The sequence below is a fragment of the uncultured Pseudomonas sp. genome, from assembly GCF_913774235.1.
Classification (GTDB): Bacteria; Pseudomonadota; Gammaproteobacteria; order Pseudomonadales; family Pseudomonadaceae; genus Chryseomonas.
Genome location: NZ_CAJYDW010000019.1, coordinates 1 through 18,701 on the forward strand (window position 1 = coordinate 1; position 18,701 = coordinate 18,701).

General features: G+C 65.4%; 19 protein-coding genes and 1 tRNA gene. 7 read left to right on the forward strand and 13 right to left on the reverse strand.

The window, feature by feature from the left end; all coding sequences use genetic code 11:
• The first annotated feature begins 194 nt into the window (after window positions 1–194).
• Complete coding sequence (locus QZ471_RS20560; protein ID WP_295467314.1) at window positions 195–626, forward strand: hypothetical protein; 432 nt, start codon at window positions 195–197, stop codon at window positions 624–626.
• Between the two features lie 5 nt (window positions 627–631).
• On the opposite strand, the gene QZ471_RS20565 is transcribed toward QZ471_RS20560, so the two are convergent.
• The 9 genes from QZ471_RS20565 to QZ471_RS20605 all read right to left on the reverse strand — a co-directional run bounded on the left by QZ471_RS20565 (window position 632) and on the right by QZ471_RS20605 (window position 8,469).
• Complete coding sequence (locus QZ471_RS20565; protein WP_295467316.1) at window positions 632–1,510, reverse strand: LysR family transcriptional regulator; 879 nt, start codon at window positions 1,508–1,510, stop codon at window positions 632–634.
• 169 nt (window positions 1,511–1,679) lie between these two features.
• On the reverse strand, window positions 1,680–2,780 hold the full coding sequence (gene ychF, locus QZ471_RS20570) for a redox-regulated ATPase YchF (RefSeq protein ID WP_295467318.1): 1,101 nt from the start codon (window positions 2,778–2,780) through the stop codon (window positions 1,680–1,682).
• A gap of 42 nt (window positions 2,781–2,822) precedes the next feature.
• On the reverse strand, window positions 2,823–3,407 hold the full coding sequence (pth, locus tag QZ471_RS20575) for an aminoacyl-tRNA hydrolase (RefSeq protein ID WP_295467320.1): 585 nt from the start codon (window positions 3,405–3,407) through the stop codon (window positions 2,823–2,825).
• Between the two features lie 34 nt (window positions 3,408–3,441).
• A complete protein-coding gene (locus QZ471_RS20580; RefSeq protein ID WP_295467322.1) occupies window positions 3,442–4,065 on the reverse strand; it encodes a 50S ribosomal protein L25/general stress protein Ctc in 624 nt (207 codons plus the stop codon).
• A 122-nt stretch (window positions 4,066–4,187) separates the two neighbouring features.
• Window positions 4,188–5,129: a ribose-phosphate pyrophosphokinase gene (locus tag QZ471_RS20585; RefSeq protein WP_017641089.1), complete on the reverse strand. Its 942-nt coding sequence runs from the start codon at window positions 5,127–5,129 to the stop codon at window positions 4,188–4,190.
• Between the two features lie 41 nt (window positions 5,130–5,170).
• Window positions 5,171–5,245: transfer RNA gene (locus tag QZ471_RS20590), tRNA-Gln, on the reverse strand.
• Window positions 5,246–5,270: 25 nt separating this feature from the next.
• Window positions 5,271–6,131: a 4-(cytidine 5'-diphospho)-2-C-methyl-D-erythritol kinase gene (ispE, locus tag QZ471_RS20595; RefSeq protein WP_295467325.1), complete on the reverse strand. Its 861-nt coding sequence runs from the start codon at window positions 6,129–6,131 to the stop codon at window positions 5,271–5,273.
• Window positions 6,128–6,748 (reverse strand): lipoprotein insertase outer membrane protein LolB, encoded by a 621-nt coding sequence (gene lolB / locus QZ471_RS20600; protein ID WP_295467328.1) that lies wholly within the window; start codon window positions 6,746–6,748, stop codon window positions 6,128–6,130. Before lolB ends, ispE begins: the two co-directional genes overlap by 4 nt.
• Window positions 6,745–8,469 (reverse strand): tetratricopeptide repeat protein, encoded by a 1,725-nt coding sequence (locus tag QZ471_RS20605; RefSeq protein WP_295467330.1) that lies wholly within the window; start codon window positions 8,467–8,469, stop codon window positions 6,745–6,747. Before QZ471_RS20605 ends, lolB begins: the two co-directional genes overlap by 4 nt.
• Before the next feature lie 246 nt (window positions 8,470–8,715).
• Between QZ471_RS20605 and hemA the strand changes: the two genes are divergently transcribed.
• From hemA to QZ471_RS20635, 6 genes are all read left to right on the forward strand, one after another.
• Window positions 8,716–9,984, forward strand: coding sequence for a glutamyl-tRNA reductase (gene hemA, locus QZ471_RS20610; protein WP_295467332.1), 1,269 nt, complete (start codon window positions 8,716–8,718; stop codon window positions 9,982–9,984).
• Window positions 9,981–11,063 (forward strand): peptide chain release factor 1, encoded by a 1,083-nt coding sequence (gene prfA / locus QZ471_RS20615; RefSeq protein ID WP_295467334.1) that lies wholly within the window; start codon window positions 9,981–9,983, stop codon window positions 11,061–11,063. Before hemA ends, prfA begins: the two co-directional genes overlap by 4 nt.
• 3 nt (window positions 11,064–11,066) lie before the next feature.
• Complete coding sequence (prmC, locus tag QZ471_RS20620) at window positions 11,067–11,897, forward strand: peptide chain release factor N(5)-glutamine methyltransferase (RefSeq protein WP_295467336.1); 831 nt, start codon at window positions 11,067–11,069, stop codon at window positions 11,895–11,897.
• Window positions 11,891–12,646, forward strand: a complete 756-nt coding sequence (locus QZ471_RS20625; protein WP_295467338.1) for a molybdopterin-synthase adenylyltransferase MoeB — start codon at window positions 11,891–11,893, stop codon at window positions 12,644–12,646. The genes prmC and QZ471_RS20625 overlap by 7 nt, the downstream gene beginning before the upstream one ends.
• Window positions 12,639–13,430, forward strand: coding sequence for a glutamate racemase (gene murI / locus QZ471_RS20630; protein WP_295467340.1), 792 nt, complete (start codon window positions 12,639–12,641; stop codon window positions 13,428–13,430). Before QZ471_RS20625 ends, murI begins: the two co-directional genes overlap by 8 nt.
• Window positions 13,431–13,581: 151 nt before the next feature.
• The gene (locus QZ471_RS20635) at window positions 13,582–14,106 is read left to right on the forward strand and encodes an acyloxyacyl hydrolase (RefSeq protein ID WP_295467342.1); all 525 of its coding nucleotides are present in this window, start codon (window positions 13,582–13,584) and stop codon (window positions 14,104–14,106) included.
• Window positions 14,107–14,133: 27 nt separating this feature from the next.
• On the opposite strand, the gene phrB is transcribed toward QZ471_RS20635, so the two are convergent.
• From phrB to QZ471_RS20655, 4 genes are all read right to left on the reverse strand, one after another.
• A complete protein-coding gene (phrB, locus tag QZ471_RS20640) occupies window positions 14,134–15,555 on the reverse strand; it encodes a deoxyribodipyrimidine photo-lyase (RefSeq protein WP_295467344.1) in 1,422 nt (473 codons plus the stop codon).
• Complete coding sequence (locus QZ471_RS20645) at window positions 15,552–16,475, reverse strand: MerR family transcriptional regulator (protein WP_295467346.1); 924 nt, start codon at window positions 16,473–16,475, stop codon at window positions 15,552–15,554. The genes phrB and QZ471_RS20645 overlap by 4 nt, the downstream gene beginning before the upstream one ends.
• A gap of 10 nt (window positions 16,476–16,485) precedes the next feature.
• Window positions 16,486–17,454 carry a DUF523 and DUF1722 domain-containing protein gene (locus QZ471_RS20650; protein ID WP_295467348.1) on the reverse strand — a complete coding sequence of 323 codons (969 nt, stop codon included), beginning with the start codon at window positions 17,452–17,454 and terminating at the stop codon, window positions 16,486–16,488.
• Between the two features lie 125 nt (window positions 17,455–17,579).
• Window positions 17,580–18,566 (reverse strand): NAD(P)/FAD-dependent oxidoreductase, encoded by a 987-nt coding sequence (locus QZ471_RS20655; RefSeq protein WP_295467350.1) that lies wholly within the window; start codon window positions 18,564–18,566, stop codon window positions 17,580–17,582.
• Between the last annotated feature and the right edge of the window lie 135 nt (window positions 18,567–18,701).

The following is an 18,701-nucleotide window of genomic DNA, read 5'->3' on the forward strand; positions in this document are numbered from 1 at the left end:
GAGCCTGGCCGGCTGCCTGCTGGCGGCCACGGCGCTGGGCGTCTGGTGCCTATTCCTGCTGCGCCAACGCCAGGCACGGGGCTAGCCCTGGGCGGTCATCACTGCGGTCGATGATCGCTATCCCGCGGGACGATTTCTAGGCGAGGGGCAGGGTGGGGACAATGAGCTCACACCCACCCGACAAGGTACACGCCATGAAAACTCTCACCGCCCTCTTCGCCGCCACCCTGCTCACCGCTGCCGTCGTCCAGTCGGCCCAGGCTGAGGAAAGCGCCCTGCGCCCCCTGGGCTCGCTGATCGAGAAACAGCAGCAAACCGACCGTACCCTTGCCGAAAATGGCGCCGATCGTAGCCTGCAGCCGTCGATCCAGCGCCAGCAGGATCGCCTGGACCGCCGCGCCCTGGCCGAAAACGGTACCGACCGTAGCCTGCAGCCGTCGATCCAGCGCCAGCAGGATCGCCTGGACCGCCGCGCCCTGGCCGAGAACGGCGCCGACCGCAGCCTGCAGCCCTCGATCGAACGTCAGCAGAATCGCCTGGATGGCCAACGCCTGGCTGCCGACGGTGCCGAGCGCACCCTCCAGCAATGGCCCCAGCGCCAGCCGACCCATGGCTCCGTAGCGTGAGTTGGCTAGACCGTCAGCCGGTCGCGCAGATAGTCCGAGAACAGCTGGACGATGCGCGCCGACTGGCGATGCTGGGGATAGACCGCATAGACCGCGGCACTGGGCAGGGCGTAGTCCTCCAGCACCTGCACCAGCGCCCCTGAGGCCAGCGCCGCGCCCACGATGAAGGTCGGCAGCACCGCTATCCCCTGGCCGGCGATGGCCGCATCCCGCACCACCTCTCCGTTGTTGGCCCTGAGTTGCCCCTGCATGGGCAGCACCAGCGGCTTGCCTCCACGCTGGAAGCGCCATTCCACCTGGCGGCCATGCCCATAGAGCAGACAGCTGTGCCCGGCCAGATCCTCCGGCTGCAACAGCGGCGGCGCCTTCTTTAGATAGTCCGGACTGGCACAGGTCACCAGCTGCATCTCGGTCAGCCGCTTGGCGATCAGACTGGAATCGGCCAGGGTGCCGATGCGGATCGACATGTCGTAACCCTCCGCCAGCAGATCCACCGCGCGATCATTGAGATCCAGCTCCAGGCGAATCTGTGGATAGGCCGAGAGGAAGTCCGGCAGCAAGGGGCTCAGGTGCAGCGTGCCGAAGGTCATGGGTGCACTGACTCTCAGTACTCCCTGAGGTACCGTGCGCCGGCTGGACAGCAACTCCTCGGTGTCGTTGACGTCCTCGAGAATCTTCACCGCCCGCTCATAGAGCAGCACCCCCAGCTCGGTCGCCTGCAGCCGCCGCGTGGTGCGATTGATCAACCGCACCCCCAGGCTCTCTTCCAGCAACAGGGTCCGCCGACTGACGAACTGCTTGGACAGCCCCAGCTTGTCGGCGGCGGCGGTGAAACTGCCCTCGTTCAGGGTGGTGACGAACAGGCGCAGGTCTTCGAAATTCATGGCGGCATCCAGGCAACGGGTAGCGCTTTCACAGGTGATCAGGCGGCCGCCATTGTGCCAAATCGGTGCGGCAGGGACCGCGCCTTTGCTCCGGTACAGCCAAATTGCGCGCAAAAGAAAACCCCCTCGCCACCTTGCGGTAGGGAGGGGGCTCTGGCGTTCGCCTAGATCAGACGTTGAAGCGGAAGTGCATGACATCACCGTCCTTGACGATGTAGTCCTTGCCTTCCAGGCGCCATTTGCCGGCTTCCTTGGCGCCGTTCTCGCCCTTGAAGGCGATGAAGTCGTCGTAGGCCACCACTTCGGCGCGGATGAAGCCTTTCTCGAAATCGGTGTGGATGACGGCGGCGGCCTGGGGCGCGGTGGCGCCGATGCGTACGGTCCAGGCGCGGACTTCCTTCACCCCGGCGGTGAAGTAGGTCTGCAGGTTGAGCAGTTCGTAGCCGGCGCGGATCACCCGGTTCAGGCCCGGCTCTTCCATGCCCATGGATTCGAGGAACATCTGCTTTTCCTCGTCGTCATCCAGTTCGGCGATTTCCGCCTCGATCTTGTTGCACACCGGCACCACCACGGCGCCTTCTTCTTCGGCGATGGCGCGGACCACGTCCAGGTGCGGGTTATCTTCGAAGCCGTCCTCGGCGACGTTGGCGATATACATCACCGGCTTGCTGGTCAGCAGGTGGAAGCTGCGCACCAGGCGCTTCTGCTCCTCGTCCAGGCCCTTCATCAGACTGCGGGCGGGCTTGCCGGCCTCGAAGTGGGGAATCAGCTTCTCCAGCAGGGCCTTCTGTGCCAGGGCTTCCTTGTCGCCGCCCTTGGCGTTGCGGGTGACGCGCTGCAGTTGCTTCTCGCAGCTGTCGAGGTCGGCGAAGATCAGCTCCAAGTCGATCACCTCGATATCCCGCTTGGGGTCCACGGAGTTGGCCACGTGGATGACGTTCTCGTCTTCGAAGCAGCGCACCACGTGGGCGATGGCATCGGTCTCGCGGATATTGGCAAGGAACTTGTTGCCCAGGCCTTCACCCTTGGACGCACCTGCCACCAGGCCGGCGATGTCGACGAATTCCATGGTGGTGGGGATGACCCGCTCGGGCTTGACGATCTCCGCCAGGGCGTTCAGCCGCGCATCGGGCATGGGCACGATGCCACTGTTGGGCTCGATGGTGCAGAAGGGGAAGTTTTCCGCCGCGATACCGGATTGGGTCAGGGCATTGAACAGGGTGGACTTGCCGACGTTGGGCAGGCCGACGATGCCGCAATTGAATCCCATGGTGTGTGTCCTCGCGGAAGAAAGGGAAGAGGGTAGGGTGGGTCAGGCCTTGCGGCTGTGCAGGCGCTGCATGGCGCGGGTCAGGTCACCGGAGAGCAGCTCCGGTACCACCTCCAGGGCGGCGTCGATGCTGGCGTCGAGCAGCTCCTGCTCGCTGCGCGGTGCGCGGCCCAGCACGAAGTTGGAGACCAGGCTGGCATGCCCCGGATGGCCGATGCCCAGGCGCAGGCGCTGGAAACCGTTTTGATTGCCGAGCTGGGCGATGATGTCGCGCAGCCCGTTGTGGCCACCATGGCCGCCGCCGGTCTTGAGGCGCGCGGTGCCGGGTGGTAGGTCGAGTTCGTCGTGGGCCACCAGGATGGCCGCCGGCGGAATGCGGAAGAAGCCGGCGAGCGCCGCCACGGCCTGGCCGCTGCGGTTCATGTAGGTGGTGGGAATGAGCAGACGAACATCGTTGCCCGCGTGGCGAAAGCGCCCCACGAGGCCGTGATACTTGCGGTCGGCAGCCAGGCTCGCACCTTGGGCGGCTGCCAAGCGCTCAACGAAAAGGGCCCCTGCATTATGCCGGGTCTGGTCGTATTCGGGGCCTGGATTACCCAGGCCGACGATCAGTTGAACGGCAGTCATGTCAGGGGCCCTTCTCGGTCAGGCGTGCACGAGCTTACTCGGCAGCGCCTTCTTCGGCAGCACCGTCTTCGGCTTCTTCACGGATGCGCGGCAGGTGGATGCTGGCAACCGGCAGATCGCTGCCGTGGGCCAGGGACACCAGCTCGACGCCAGCCGGGACGTTCAGGTCGCTCAGGTGAACGATCTGGTCCAGCTCGACCTTGGCCATGTCGACTTCGATGAATTCCGGCAGGTCTTTCGGCAGGCAGGAGACTTCGACTTCGTTGATGGTGTGCAGGATCTCGCCACCTTGCTGCTTCACGCCCACGGAGGTTTCCTGGTTCATGAAGTGCAGGGGGACGTGGGCGGTCAGCTTCTGGCCGGCGATGACGCGCAGGAAGTCGGCGTGCATGACGTAGCCCTTGGAGGGATGACGCTGCAGGGCCTTGACCAGGACGCTTTCGTTGCTGCCGCCGACCTTCAGGGTGATGACGCTGGCGAAAGCGGCTTCGCTTTCCAGCATCTTGGCCAGGTCTTTGCCGACCAGGGTGATGGAGGTCGGAGCCTTGTCGCCACCGTAGATCACGGCGGGAACGTTACCGGCATTACGACGCAGGCGGCGGCTCGCACCTTTCCCCAGGTCGGAACGCACTTCGGCATTCAGAGTGAAATCTACCATTGTGAATCTCCAGGATAAGGAATCGGCAGACCGAGACTTGCGACCAGTTCTACGGCCCTACCGACTAAAAAGCCCCGGTAGACCGTCACGGCCTTCCGGGGCGCTTCCAGAGCGGCTGTTCCTTAACGGAACATCGCGCTGATGGATTCTTCGTTACTGATCCGGCGTACCGCCTCGGCCACCACCGGCGCGATGTCCAGTTGGCGGATCCGGCTGCAGGCCTGAGCCGCGGCGGACAGCGGAATGGTGTTGGTCACCACCAGCTCGTCCAGCACGGAGTTGTCGATGTTCTCGATGGCCCGACCCGACAGCACCGGGTGGGTGCAATAGGCCAGGACCTTGGCGGCGCCGTGTTCCTTCAGGGCCTTGGCCGCGTGGCACAGGGTGCCGGCGGTATCGACCATGTCGTCGACCAACACGCAGGTGCGGTCCTGGATGTCACCGATGATGTGCATCACTTCCGACTGGTTGGCCTTGGGGCGACGCTTGTCGATGATCGCCAGGTCCACACCCAGGCTCTTGGCCACGGCACGGGCGCGCACTACGCCGCCGATGTCCGGGGAAACGATCATCAGATTCTCGAAACGCTGGTCTTCGATGTCATCCACCAGGGCGGGGGAGCCGTAGATGTTGTCCACGGGAATATCGAAGAAGCCTTGGATCTGGTCAGCGTGCAGGTCGACGGTGAGCACCCGGTTGATGCCCACCACGGTCAGCATGTCGGCCACGACCTTGGCGCTGATGGCGACCCGCGCGGAACGCGGACGGCGATCCTGGCGCGCATAGCCGAAATAGGGGATGACTGCGGTGATACGAGTGGCCGAGGAGCGGCGGAAGGCATCGGCCATCACCACCAGTTCCATCAGGTTGTCGTTGGTCGGCTCGCAGGTTGGCTGGATGATGAAGACATCCTTGCCGCGCACGTTCTCGTTGATTTCGACGCTGATCTCGCCATCGGAGAATTTACCGACGGAGACGTCACCGAGAGGGATGTGCAGCTGGCGCACGATGCGCCGTGCCAGATCGGGGTTGGCGTTCCCCGTGAAGACCATCATCTTGGACACGCTGCAGTTCCTGCGGCTTGAGGTGGGTCTTGGAAGGAAAATGGCAGGGGCGGCTGGATTCGAACCAACGCATGGCAGGATCAAAACCTGCTGCCTTACCGCTTGGCGACGCCCCTGTATCTTGCTGAGTACTAGCTGTACTCATTCTCTGGTCAGACTTGCCAGCGCTCGGTGCAACATCGAAACGTTGCTGCCTTTGGCTACGAAGCCTGGAAGTGATGCTGGTAGCTGGCTCGCTACTGTATCAGCTTCGGTCTTATTTGGAAAGCTTCCAAATATGCAACCTCCAGTGCCGGTTAATCTAGCTGAAACAAATTTGTTTAGCAAGATCAAAGCGTTACGAATTTCTGGGTAACGCTTCTCGACCGTACTCTGGCAGTCATTCCGACCTGTCCACTCGAGAACGGCGCAAACTTTAATGGCGGGAGTGTCACGTGTCAACAGCGGATCGGAAAAAATTTCTGCAGTACTAACAGAGACTTGCGGCACGGCCACCAGATACCAGGGTTCCGGCGGCGTAACTGGCGTGAGCTTTTCCCCCACGCCCTCGGCGAAGGCGGCCTGGCCACGAACGAACACCGGGACGTCGGCGCCCAGGCGCAAACCCAGGGTGGCCAGATCGTCGAGGCTGGCGCCGAGGCCCCAGAGGTGGTTGAGGCCGAGCAGGGTGGTGGCGGCATCCGAGCTGCCGCCGCCGATACCGCCACCCATGGGTAGGCGCTTGGTCAGCCAGAGATCGGCGCCGCGGGGGGTACCGCTTTCCTCTTGCAGCAGACGGGCGGCGCGCAGGATCAGGTTCTGTTCCGGAGGGACCCCGGGCAGGCCGTCGTGCAACTCGAGGGCGCCGTCGTCACGGGCGGCGAAGCCCAGGTCGTCGCCCCAGTCGAGGAATTGGAAGAGCGTCTGCAGTTCGTGATAGCCGTCCGGCCGGCGACCGAGGATGTGCAGGAACAGATTGAGCTTGGCCGGCGCCGGCAGGGTGAAGGCGGGTACCGCGGTCATTTGCCCAGCTCACGCGGCTGCCAGCTCTTCACCACCAGGATGACTTCCAAGTCCTTACCGGTGAGCTTCAGGCGCTCGGGCAGGGTGTAGCCGTTCTGTTCGGTGTAGCGGGTATATTCGACGGTCCAGCCGTCCTGCACCAGGCGCGCCAGGTGGCTGTCGGCGTCCAGGGTCAGCTGGCTGCGGCTGTCCGGGGCCGGCAGACCGCGGACCCACCAGAGCAGGTGCGAGACCGGCAGGCGCCAGCCGAGTTGCTGTTCCAGCAGGGCTTCGGGGGAGTCGGCCTGGTAGCTGCCCTGGCCGGAGACGTCGAGGGTGACGGCGCCCGGACGCCCGGTGAGGCGAGTGGCGCCGCGGCCCAAGGGGCCGGCCAGGCGGATGTCGTAGTAGTCCTGGCGCTGCAGCCAGAACAGGGTGCCGCTGCCGGAATCGCGCGGGGCGCGGATGCCGACCTTGCCATCGATCTGCCAGCCGTCGAGGGCGGCGATGCGCTGCTTGTGGGCCTGCCACTGGGCGGCGTTGCCCTGGCCTTCCACGGCCTCCTGGCGAGAGGTGCTGGCGCAGCCGGCCAGCAGGACGAGCAGGAACAGGGTGAGGAGAGTACGCACGCGGATCATCGGAGGGTTTCGCTTCCAGTCAGGCGTTTGAGGGTGCTGCGCAGGATGGCGTCGTCGGCATCGGCCTCGAGACCGGCGCGCCAGACCTTGCGGGCTTCGCTGCGCTTGCCCTGGGCCCAGAGCACCTCGCCGAAGTGGGCGGCCACCTCGGCATCGGGGAAGCGTTCGAAGGCCTGGCGCAGGTAACGCTCGGCCTCGACCAGTTCGCCCTGGCGATAGCGGACCCAGCCCATGCTGTCGAGGATGGCCGGATCGTCCGGGCTCAGCTGGTGCGCCTTGTCGATCAACTGGCGCGCCTCGGCCAGGCGGGGGGTGCGATCGGCCAGGGTGTAGCCCAGGGCATTGAGCGCCATGGCGTTGTCGGGGTCGTGGGCGATGATGTAGCGCAGGTCGCTTTCCAGCTGACCGAGATCGCCACGCTTCTCCGCCAGCATGGAGCGGACGTAGAGCAGGTTGAGGTCGTTGGGGTATTGCTGCAGGGCCTGCTGCACGGTCTGCTCGGCGAGGGCGAGCTGGTCGGCGCTGGCCAGGCCTTCGGCTTCGAGCAGGTACAGCGGCACGGCATATTCGCTCTGGCGCTTACGGGCGTCGGCCAGACGCTGGCGCGCCTCGACGGTGCGGCCGGCGCCGAGCAGGATTTCCGTCTGGCGCTGCTGGGCGGCCAGGTAGTCGGTACCGGGACCGACCAGGGCGTATTCGGCCAGGGCCTGTTCGGGCTGGTCGAGTTCTTCGTAGCTGCGCCCCAGGTTGAGGTGCGCGGCGTCCACATGGCTGCCGCGGGCGATCAGCTCCTTGAGGTAGACCTGGGCTTCCTGCCAGGCCTGGGCCTCAAGGCAGACCAGCGCCAGGGAGAATCTGAGGTCGTCGTCATCGGGGAACTGGCTGACCAGCTCGGCGAATTCGCGCTTGGCCTGGTCCAGGCGATCCAGCTCCACCAGTAGGCGCGCATGGGCCAGGCGCAGGCGACGGTCTTCCGGATGCTGGCGAATGCCGGCCTCGAGCAGCGGCAGGGCCTCGGCGCTGCGATCCTCGCTCTGCAGCAGGCGGGCGCGCAGCAGCAGCGGGGCGACTTCGCGCTTGGCCGCCGGATTGCGCTCCAGCAGTTTCAGGGCTTCGTCGGCACGCCCGTCCTGCTGCAGCAGCAGCGCCTTGCCGAACAGCAGCTGGCCGTTGTGCGGATACTTGGTCAGCAGCCGGTCGAAGCTCTTGAGCAGGCCAGCGCGGGTGGTCTCGTCGGTTTCCGCCGCGGACAGGGCGAGGAAGTCGAAATGGGTATCGCCCTGGCCCTGGAGCACCTTTTCCATGTAGGCCATGGATTCGTCATAGCGCCCGGCGCGGGCCAGCATGATGGCCGCGGCGCGCTGGGCGTCCAGGTTGTCCGGAGCGTTGCGGGCCCAGATCTGCGCGGTTTCCAGTGCGGGGCTGTCGGCGCCGAGGTATTCGGCGATGCGGAAGGCCCGTTCGGCCACGCCCGGATCCTGGGTCGACTTGGCCTGCTCGACGTAGTTGGTCAGGGCGATGTCGAATCTATTGCGCTGACCGGCCAGCTCGGCGACCAGCAGGTCGTAGAGGGTGTCTTCGCGGAAGGAGCCGGCCGGTTGTGGCGTGCTCGTCTTGGCGGTGGGCGCGGGAATGGTGGCTTCGGGCGTCGGCTGACGGCCGAGATTCTGGCAGCCGGCGAGCAATAGGGCGGTCGTCAGCAGCGCGAGGTATCTGGTCATAGGGTCGGGGCGGCCTTTTTACAGTCGGTCCATCATGCCACAAGAGTCGCCGTGGCCGCGTTGCCCACGCGTAGCGACGCGCACGGGAAGTGCGGTGGTCGAGGCTGTTGACGCCTTTTGTCCGGCAAGATTCATTTGCCCAGGCTATGACGGCCATTGTCCGACGGCTCGTCGCTGCTGGTTGTCGCCACCGCCCGCGCGTAGGACAATGTTCGGCTTTCCCAATCCGTTCGACTGCTTGCGTCCATGGCCTTTCTCGCGCTCGGCATCAATCACAAGACCGCCTCGGTTGAGGTGCGCGAACGCGTGGCTTTCACTCCGGAGCAGACGGTCGAGGCCCTGCGCCAGCTGGAGCAGGCCACTCATAGTCGCGAAGCGGCCATTCTCTCCACCTGCAACCGCAGTGAACTCTACCTGGAGGTGGAGCCCAGTCTGGCGGATGCCGTGCTGGCCTGGCTCGCCCAGTATCACCGGGTGCCGCTGGAAGACCTGCGCGCCAGCATCTATCTGCACCAGGACGAAGCCGCCGTGCGGCACATGATGCGGGTGGCGGCGGGCCTGGATTCCATGGTGCTGGGCGAGCCGCAGATCCTCGGCCAGCTGAAGTCGGCCTATGCCGTGGCCCGCGAGGCCGGCACCGTGGGGCCGCTGCTGGGGCGGCTGTTCCAGGCCACCTTCAACACCGCCAAGACGGTGCGCACCGATACGGCCATCGGCGAGAACCCGGTGTCGGTGGCCTTCGCGGCGGTCAGCCTGGCCAAGCAGATCTTCAGCGATCTGAGTCGCAGCCAGGCGCTGCTGATCGGTGCCGGCGAGACCATCACCCTGGTCGCCCGCCATCTCCACGAGCAGGGCGTGCGCCGTATCGTGGTCGCCAACCGCACCCTGGAGCGCGCCAGCCACCTGGCGGAAGAATTCGGCGCCCACACCGTGCTGCTGTCCGACATTCCCGACGAGCTGGTCAACAGCGACATCGTCATCAGCTCCACCGCCAGCCAGTTGCCCATCCTCGGCAAGGGCGCGGTGGAGCGGGCGCTCAGGCAGCGCCGGCACAAGCCCATCTTCATGGTCGACATCGCCGTCCCGCGCGACATCGAGCCGGAGGTGAGCGAGCTGGAGGACGTCTACCTCTATACGGTGGACGACCTGCACGAGGTGGTGGCGGAGAATCTCAAGAGTCGCCAGGGCGCCGCCCAGGCCGCCGAGAAGCTGGTGCTGGCCGGGGTCGAGGACTTCATGCAGCGGTTGCGCGAGCGCGCCGCGGTGGACGTGGTCCGCGCCTATCGCCAGCAGGGCGAGCAGATCCGCGACGACGAACTGGCCCGTGCCCAGCGCCTGCTGGCCAATGGCGCCGATCCCCAGGAAGCCCTGGCGGCCCTGGCGCGTAGCCTGACCAACAAGCTGATGCACGCACCCAGCGTGCAGCTCAAGAAACTATCCGCCGAGGGGCGCGTCGATGCGCTGACCCTGGCCCAGGAACTCTTCGCCCTCGACGAGGGTTTGGACAAGACATGAAGACCTCTCTGTTGCACAAGCTCGACGGTCTGCAGGATCGTTTCGAGGAACTGACGGCGCTGCTCGGCGACGCCGAGGTCATCAGCGACCAGACCCAGTTCCGCGCCTATTCCAAGGAATACGCCGAACTCGAGCCGGTCAGCCAGGCGTTCAGCGAGTATCGCAAGGTGCAGGCCGACCTGGAGGGCGCCCAGGCGCTGCTCAAGGACAGCGATCCGGACCTGCGCGAGATGGCCGAGGAAGAGGTCACCACCGCCAGGGCACGGTTGCAGGAGCTGGAAGACGAATTGCAGCGCATGATGCTGCCTAAGGACCCCAACGACGGGCGCAACGTCTTCCTGGAAATCCGCGCCGGCACCGGTGGCGACGAGGCGGCGATCTTCGCCGGCGACCTGTTCCGCATGTATTCGCGCTATGCCGAGCGCCAGGGCTGGCGACTGGAAGTGCTCTCGGAGAACGAGGGCGAGCACGGTGGCTTCAAGGAAGTCATCGCCCGGGTCGAGGGTGACAACGTCTACGCCAAGCTCAAATTCGAGTCTGGTGCGCATCGGGTGCAGCGCGTCCCCGAGACCGAGTCCCAGGGCCGCATCCACACCTCGGCCTGCACCGTCGCCGTGCTGCCCGAGCCCGACGAGCAGCAGGCCATCGAGATCAACCCGGCCGATCTGCGCGTCGACACCTATCGTTCCTCCGGCGCGGGCGGTCAGCACGTCAACAAGACCGACTCCGCCGTGCGCATCACTCACCTGCCCACCGGTATCGTGGTGGAGTGCCAGGAAGAGCGCTCCCAGCACAAGAACCGCGCCAAGGCCATGGCCTGGCTGTCGGCCAAGCTCAACGACCAGCAGGACGCGGCGGCGCACAAGGAAATGTCCGATACCCGCCGTCTGCTAGTGGGCTCGGGCGATAGATCCGAACGCATCCGTACCTACAACTTCCCCCAGGGCCGGGTGACCGATCACCGCATCAACCTGACCCTCTATTCCCTGGGCGAGGTGATGAATGGCGACGTCCAGCAGGTGATCGATCCGCTGCTGCAGGAATACCAGGCCGACCAACTGGCGGCGCTGGGAGACTGAACCATGGCCACCATCGGCGCCTTGCTGCGTGAAACCCAGTTGCCCGACTCGCCCAGTGCGCGTCTCGACGTGGAGTTGTTGCTCGCCGCCGCCCTGGGCAAGCCGCGCAGCTACCTGCGCACCTGGCCGGAAAAGCTGGTGCCGCGCGAGGTCTTGGCGCGCTTCCAGGCCGATCTGGAGCGGCGCCGTCAGGGCGAGCCGGTGGCCTACATCCTCGGACAGCAGGGCTTCTGGTCGCTGGACCTGGAGGTGAGCCCCGACACCCTGATTCCCCGTCCGGACACCGAGGTGCTGGTGGAGACCGCCCTGGCGTTGCCGCTGGCCGACGAGGCACGGGTGCTGGATCTGGGCACCGGTACCGGCGCCATCGCTCTGGCCCTGGCCCATGAGCGGCCGCGCTGGCAGGTCCTCGGGGTGGATCGTATTCCCGCCGCCGTCGAACTGGCCCGTCGCAATGCCGGGCGCCTGCGCCTGGGCAATGCCCACTTCGCCGAGAGTCATTGGTTCAGTGCCTTGGAAGGCCAGCGTTTCGAACTCATCGTCAGCAACCCGCCCTATATCGCCGGTAGCGATCATCACCTGGATGAAGGCGATGTGCGCTTCGAGCCACGCAGCGCCCTGGTCGCCGGCGCCGATGGCCTGGACGACATCCGCGCTTTGATCGCGGCAGCGCCCGCCCACCTGCAGTCCTGTGGCTGGCTGTGGCTGGAGCATGGCTTCGAGCAGGCCGCCGCGGTGCGCGAGCTGCTGGTACGCCAGGGCTTCGCCGAGGTCGAAAGTCGGCGCGACCTGGGCGGTCACGAACGGATCAGCGGAGGCCGTTGGCCATGCTGAGCGATAGCGAGCTGCTGCGTTACAGCCGGCAGATCCTGCTGGCCCAGGTGGATATCGCCGGACAGCTGAAACTAAAGCAGGCCAAGGTGCTTATCGTCGGGCTCGGCGGCCTGGGCTCGCCGGTGGCGCTCTATCTGGCCGCGGCCGGGGTCGGTGAGTTGCACCTGGCCGACTTCGACCGGGTCGACCTGAGCAATCTGCAACGCCAGGTGCTGCACGACGAACGCCTGATCGGCCAGGGCAAGGTGGATTCCGCCCTGCAACGCCTGGCAGCGCTCAATCCCGAGGTGCGCCTGGTGCCGCTCCGCGAGGCGCTGGACGCCGACAGCCTGCAAGCACGAGTCGCCGCGGTGGATCTGGTATTGGATTGCTCCGACAACTTCACCACCCGCGCGGCGGTGAATGCCGCCTGCGTGGCTACCGGTCGCCCCCTGGTGAGTGGTGCGGCCATCCGCCTGGAAGGCCAGCTCAGCGTCTTCGATCCGCGCCGCGCCGACAGCCCCTGCTACCACTGCCTTTACGGCGAAGGTAGCGAAGCCGAACTCAGCTGCAGCGAGGCTGGCGTGCTCGGTCCGGTGGTGGGGCTGGTGGGCAGTCTGCAGGCGCTGGAAGCGCTCAAGCTGCTGGCCGGCTTCGGTGAGCCCCTGGTCGGTCGCCTGCTGCTGGTGGATGCGGCGGCCAGTCGCTTCCGCGAATTGCGCGTCAAGCGCGATCCGGCTTGCCCGGTGTGCGGCGCCCGCCATGGCTGACGAGGCGCCGGTCGGGGTCTTCGATTCGGGCGTCGGCGGCCTGTCGGTGCTGGCGGAGATTCGCCGGCTATTGCCGGCGGAAACCCTGCATTACGTGGCCGATTGCGGCCATATCCCCTATGGCGAGAAAACCCCGGAATACATCCGCGAACGCTGCCAGGTGATTGCGGCGCGGTTGCGCGAGCAGGGTGCCAAGGCACTGGTGGTGGCCTGCAATACCGCCACGGTGGCCGCGGTGGCCGATCTGCGCGAACGCTATCCCGACTGGCCCATCGTCGGCATGGAGCCCGCGGTCAAGCCGGCAGCGGCCGCCACGCGCAATGGCGTGGTCGGGGTCCTGGCGACCACCGGCACGCTGCAGAGCGCCAAGTTCGCCGCCCTGCTGGATCGTTTCGCCCATGGCGTTCAGGTCCTTACTCAGCCCTGTCCGGGCCTGGTGGAACAGGTCGAGCGCGGCGACCTCTCGGGGCCCCAGACCCGGCAGTTGCTGCAGGGCTTCGTCGAACCGCTGCTGGCGGCCGGCTGCGACACCCTGATCCTGGGTTGCACCCACTATCCCTTCCTGCGTCCGCTGTTGGCCGAGCTGGTGCCGCCCGAGGTCATCCTGGTGGACACCGGCGCGGCCGTGGCGCGCCGGCTGCATAGTCTGCTGGCGGTCAAAGGCTGCCTCGCGCAGGGGCCGGCCGGCCCGACCTGTGTCTGGACCTCGGGTGATCCCGCCGAGCTGGTTGGAGTGCTGCCCCAGCTATGGCCGGCGGGCGCCGAGGTACAGGCGTTCGTCTGACTATCTGTCAGGGTTTCGCTCGCCAAAGTCTTGTCCAGCGACTAGCATCCGACCTTGTAGGTAAAAATGTCCCAGCCTGTGAACCCCTTCACGCCTTGCTGGTCAATGCTGGCAGTTCGTAAAAACTAGAAACATTCATAAGGGCACTCTCATGAACAAATTGCTTTCCCTCGCAGTAGCCGCCGCGCTTTCGCTAGGTGGAGTGGCGTCGGTACAGGCCACCGAGATCACCGGTGCGGTCGGAGCGACCAGCCAGAGCGGCATGACCTATCGCCTTGGCGCTGGCTGGAATTGGGACAAGAGCTGGTGGGAAAGCTCCACGGGCCGTCTGACTGGTTACTGGGATGCTGGCTACACCTACTGGGAAGGCGACAATGGCCGTTCCTCCGACCAGCATTCGCTGTCCTTCGCCCCGGTATTCGTCTATGAATTCGGCAAGGGCTACGTGAAGCCCTTCGTCGAGGCCGGTATCGGCGTGGCGGTGTTCTCCAGCACCAAGGTCGGTGAGCAAGACCTGGGTTCGGCGTTCAACTTCGAAGACCGCATCGGCCTGGGTCTGAAGTTCGGCGAAACCCAGCGCGTGGGCATCCGTGCCACCCACTATTCCAATGCGGGCATCAAGCAGCCCAACGATGGCATTGAGTCGTACGCCCTGTTCTACAGCCACAGCCTGTAAACCCGACTGGGATGAAAAAAGCCGGACTCAGTCCGGCTTTTTTGTGTCTCTGCGCTTTGCCATGCCGCGATAGGCGGCGAGGGCGCGCTGGCGACTCTCGCCCAGATCCACCAGGGGCGCCAGGTAGCGGGCACCCGGGGTGTGCACGGCCTTGCCCTTGAGCTCAGCCAGTTCCGGTACCCAGGTGCGCACGTAGTCGCCCCGTGCATCTATCTTCAGCGCCTGGGTCTGGGGATTGAACACCCGGAAGTAGGGCACCGAATCCGTGCCGGTGGAGGCGCTCCACTGCCAGCCGCCGTTGTTGGAGGCCAGGTCGCCGTCGATGAGGTGCCGCATGAACCAGCGTTCGCCCTCGCGCCAGTCGATCAGCAGGTTCTTGCAGAGAAACATGGCGGTGAGCATGCGCATGCGATTGTGCATCCAGCCGGTCTGCTGGAGTTGGCGCATGGCCGCATCGATGATGGGAATGCCGGTACGACCTTGCTGCCAGGCGGCGAGGCCGTCGGGATCGTCGCGCCAGGGCAGGGCGGCGAGCTCGCGATTGAAGGGTTGATGCCGCGAGACCCAGGGGTAGCCTACCAGCACATGGCGATAGAATTCGCGCCAGAGCAGTTCGGTGATCCAGGTCGCCGCGCCTTGGCTACCGCCGCTCAAGCGCCCCCCGTTGGCCTCGACCGCCGCCTGCAGGCACTGCCGTGGCGACAGCACGCCGGCGTTCAGATAGGCCGATAGCTGGCTGGTACCGGGCTCGGACGGAATGTCACGCGCCTGGTGATAGTCGTCCAGATCATCGCGGATGAAGGTCTTCAGGCGTTGCAAGGCCGCCTGCTCACCTGCCGGCCAAAGCTGGCGCACCTCGACCGTCGGCTCGGGGAAGCCGTCGATCCGAGTAGGCAACTCGTCAGACCGACGTGCAGCCTTCTGCCGCTTGCCAGGCGCTGGCAGCAGTTTGGGCAACCCGGTCTCCAGGCGCGCTAGACAGGTCTTCTTGAACTGGCCGAAGACCTTGAAGTAGCCGCCGCTCTTGGTCAGCACCGTACCCGGGGCGAACAGGGTCTGGTCCAGATAGCGGTGCGTAGCGAACCCCGCGGCATCGAAGGCCTTGACTACGGCTTCGTCACGAGCGGCTTCGTTGAGGCCGTATTCGTCATTGAAATAGAGATGCTGGGCCTCGACTTCCCGCGCCAGGTCGAGCAGCACCTGCGGCGCCTGCTCCCAGGTGTCGGCCGTGCGGACCAGCAGAGGAATGCCCATCGCTTCCAAGACCTTACCCAGCTCGGCGAGATTGCGCAGCCAGAAGTCGACCTTGACCGGCGCCTCGTCGTGCGCCTGCCACTGCGCAGGACTTACCAGGAAGACGGCAGTGACCGATCCTTGCTCAGCGGCGGCGTGAAGGGCGGGATGGTCAAGGTGGCGCAGGTCGGTTCGAAACCAGACGAGGCCACTCATGCATGGCGTTCCTGACGCAGTAGCCCGGCACTCTGCAGCCGATCGAAGGCTTCTCCCGGCCCGCGAGCCGGCGCGGCATCGGCGGTCAGGGACTCGCCCAGCGCACCCAGGGTCAGACAGGGCAGCGCATGTCGGCTGGCGAAGGCTTGCAGCTGACGCCGCAGATCGCTGTCGGGACGGCTGTCGCGGCAGAGGATCAGTGCGCGAGGTTCGAGCTGTTCGACCAGGCGATCCAGATTGCTGGCCGGAATCGACCATTCCACCAGCTCCACCGGACAATCCGCGGCGCTGATCAACCAGGCACACAGCCAGAGCGACGCGTTCATCGGCGTGTCGTCGAGGTTCAGCAGCACCAGTGGGGCACCGCGCAGACTGTGCTGGCTGTGGTAGATGCGTGCGCCCAGCTTGCTGCGCAACCAGGAGTGGAAGAACACCTGCTGCAGTCGACCGTCGTCGGTGGCCTGACACAGCCGTTCCAGTTCGCGCAGCAGGGGCGCCAGCAACTGGTCCAGCAGTACCCGCGGTGGATAGAGGGACGCCGCGCGGTTGTAGGCTTCGTCCAGTGATCGCGATGCGAGCCGGCCAATGGCGTCCATCATCTCCCGATGGATGCCCTGCCAGGGTGTATCGCTCGGCAGCACCGCCGGCCGTTGCTCGTCGAGCAGTCCCTTGACCTGGCTGACCGCCACGCCCCGGGCGATCCAGGCGAGAACCTGCTGCACGCGGACCACATGGGCCTCACTGTACAGACGATGCCCCTTGGGGGTGCGCTTGGGTACCAGCAGCCCATAGCGACGCTCCCAGGCCCGCAGCGTCACGGCGTTCACCCCGGTCCGCCGGGCGATTTCACGGATGGGCAGCCACCCCTCATGGAGGGCTGAATCGTAGTCCTGATCCTCGCTGCCAGGCAACGAAGGCAAAGGGGTAGCACTAGATGGCATTTCGCAGACTCAGACGTTCGGGGTGCGGTTGCAGGTAGGCCTGCTCGTTCACATAGCGATCCGGATGCTGGCGGAAGTGATGCTTGAGTAGGGTCAGGGGCACCACCAGCGGGACGATTCCCTCATGGTACTGCTCGATCAGCTGTTGCATCTCCTGCTTCTCGCTGTCGCTCAGCACCCGACGCAGATAACCGAAAAGATGATAGAGCACATTGCAATGGGTGCCACGGGTTGCACAGCGCTTGAGAGCCGCCATCAAGCCACTGAAATACTCCTGGCCCAGCTCGTCCAGGTTGCGTTGGCCGATGCTGCCGACCAGTTGACCGAGGGCCCGAGCGCGATGCGGATCGTGAGCCATCAGCTGATACTTGTAACGGGAATGGTATGACAATAGTGCCCGTGCCGTCAGGCCTTGTTGCACCAGTTGCAGCCAGTGGGCGTGAGCGAAGACGCGAGTGACGAAGTTTTCCCGCAGCACCGGGTCGTTCAGCCGACCGGCTTCTTCCACCGGCAAGTCCGGTCGTAGACGCATGATGGCGGCGGCGAACAGGCCCCGACCGTCGCTGTCGCTGCCCTGGCCATTGGCGTGATAGACCTTGACCCGCTCCATGCCGCAGGAAGGCGATTTCTGCATGAAGATGAAACCGGACAGGTCGGAGAACTCTCCTGCCATCTTCTCACCATAGGCGGTGAGGGCATCGGTCACATCCAGGCTGGGGTCGACGGTACCCACCGCACGCGGTGCCTGCGAATCGCCCACCAGGCGAATCGGCTCGCGGGGCGTTCCCAGGCCGATGGCCATTTCCGGGCAGACCCGGACGAAATCGAAGTGCTCGGCGAAGGTCTGGCTGCACAGACGGGATTCTTTGTGCCCGCCGTTGTAGCGGACTTCGTCACCCAGCAGGCAGGCGCTGATACCCAGGCGCGGGCGGGGCAGGCTGGCGGCGTTGGAAGGCATGGCGATCCCCTGTCGTGTATTTTCTTGTACAAGAATTTCCTACTTGTACAAGTTTGGTGCAACTTTCGACAGGGGGCCGCCACAAAAGATTCGCCACAGGTTACCAACGGCGTGCGCTTCGTCGTTTAGTCCAGACTACCCAGGAGCTGTTGCGCCGCCTCATGACCACTCAACCAGGCCCCTTCCACCCGCCCGGTGGAACACCAGTCGCCACAGGCGAAGACGCCCATGTCCGGATCGGCCAGGGCACCCCACTGATGCGGCTGGGCCGGCCGAGCATAGAGCCAGCGATGGGCCAGGGTGAAGGTCGGCGCTGGCAGCGGACAGCCGATCAGCTCGGCGAAGGCGCCGTGCAGCCGTTCGATCACCTCGTCCTTGGCGGCATCGATGTGCGCCTTGCTCCAGGCGCTGGTGGCGTGCAACACCCAGGTGTCCAGGGTGGTATCGCGGCCGGGCTTGCAGCGGTTGCGCGCCAGCCAGTCCAACTCGCTGTCTTGCACGAAGCAACCCTCCACCGGTGTCTGCAAGGGAGTGGCGAAGGCCAGGGCCACCGACCAGGTCGGCTCCATGCTGACGCCGGCTACGGTCGACGCCAGCTTGGGCACGCTGGACAGCAGCGCGGCGGCCTGGGGCGCCGGCATGGCGATGATCACCTGGGCGAAGGGACCATGGGTCTCGCCATTGGCATCCAGCAGATGCCAGTGCTTGGCCCCGCGGAAGACCTCGGTGATGCGGCAATCGAAGGTGGTCGGCAGATCGGCCAGCAGGTGACGGGTGATGGCGCTCATGCGCGGCACTCCGACCCAGCGCGGCTGCTCGTCCTGGGATGGACTCAGGCGGCCGTCGCGGTACTGGTAGAGCGACGGATTCCATTCGGCCGCGCAGCCGGCGCGACGCCATTCGTTCAAGGCATCGATGAAGCGGCGATCCCGCGCCGTGAAATACTGGGCGCCCAGGTCCAGGGCACCGGCTTCGCTGCGTTTGCTGGCCATGCGGCCGCCGCTGCCGCGGCTCTTGTCGAAGATCTGGACCTGCTGCCCGGCGCGAATCAGCGTTTGAGCAGCGGAAAGTCCGGCTATTCCTGCGCCAATGATGGCGATAGGGGCAGTCATGATGGACCTCGCTTGTCTGACGAATCGCCCTCGACGAACGTTTGCGTGCGCAAGGGCTCTACGGCTACGACTGGCAACCGTTCTGGATCTTTCGACCCACGACCATAACAAACAATCCTCATCCCTATCGTCCAG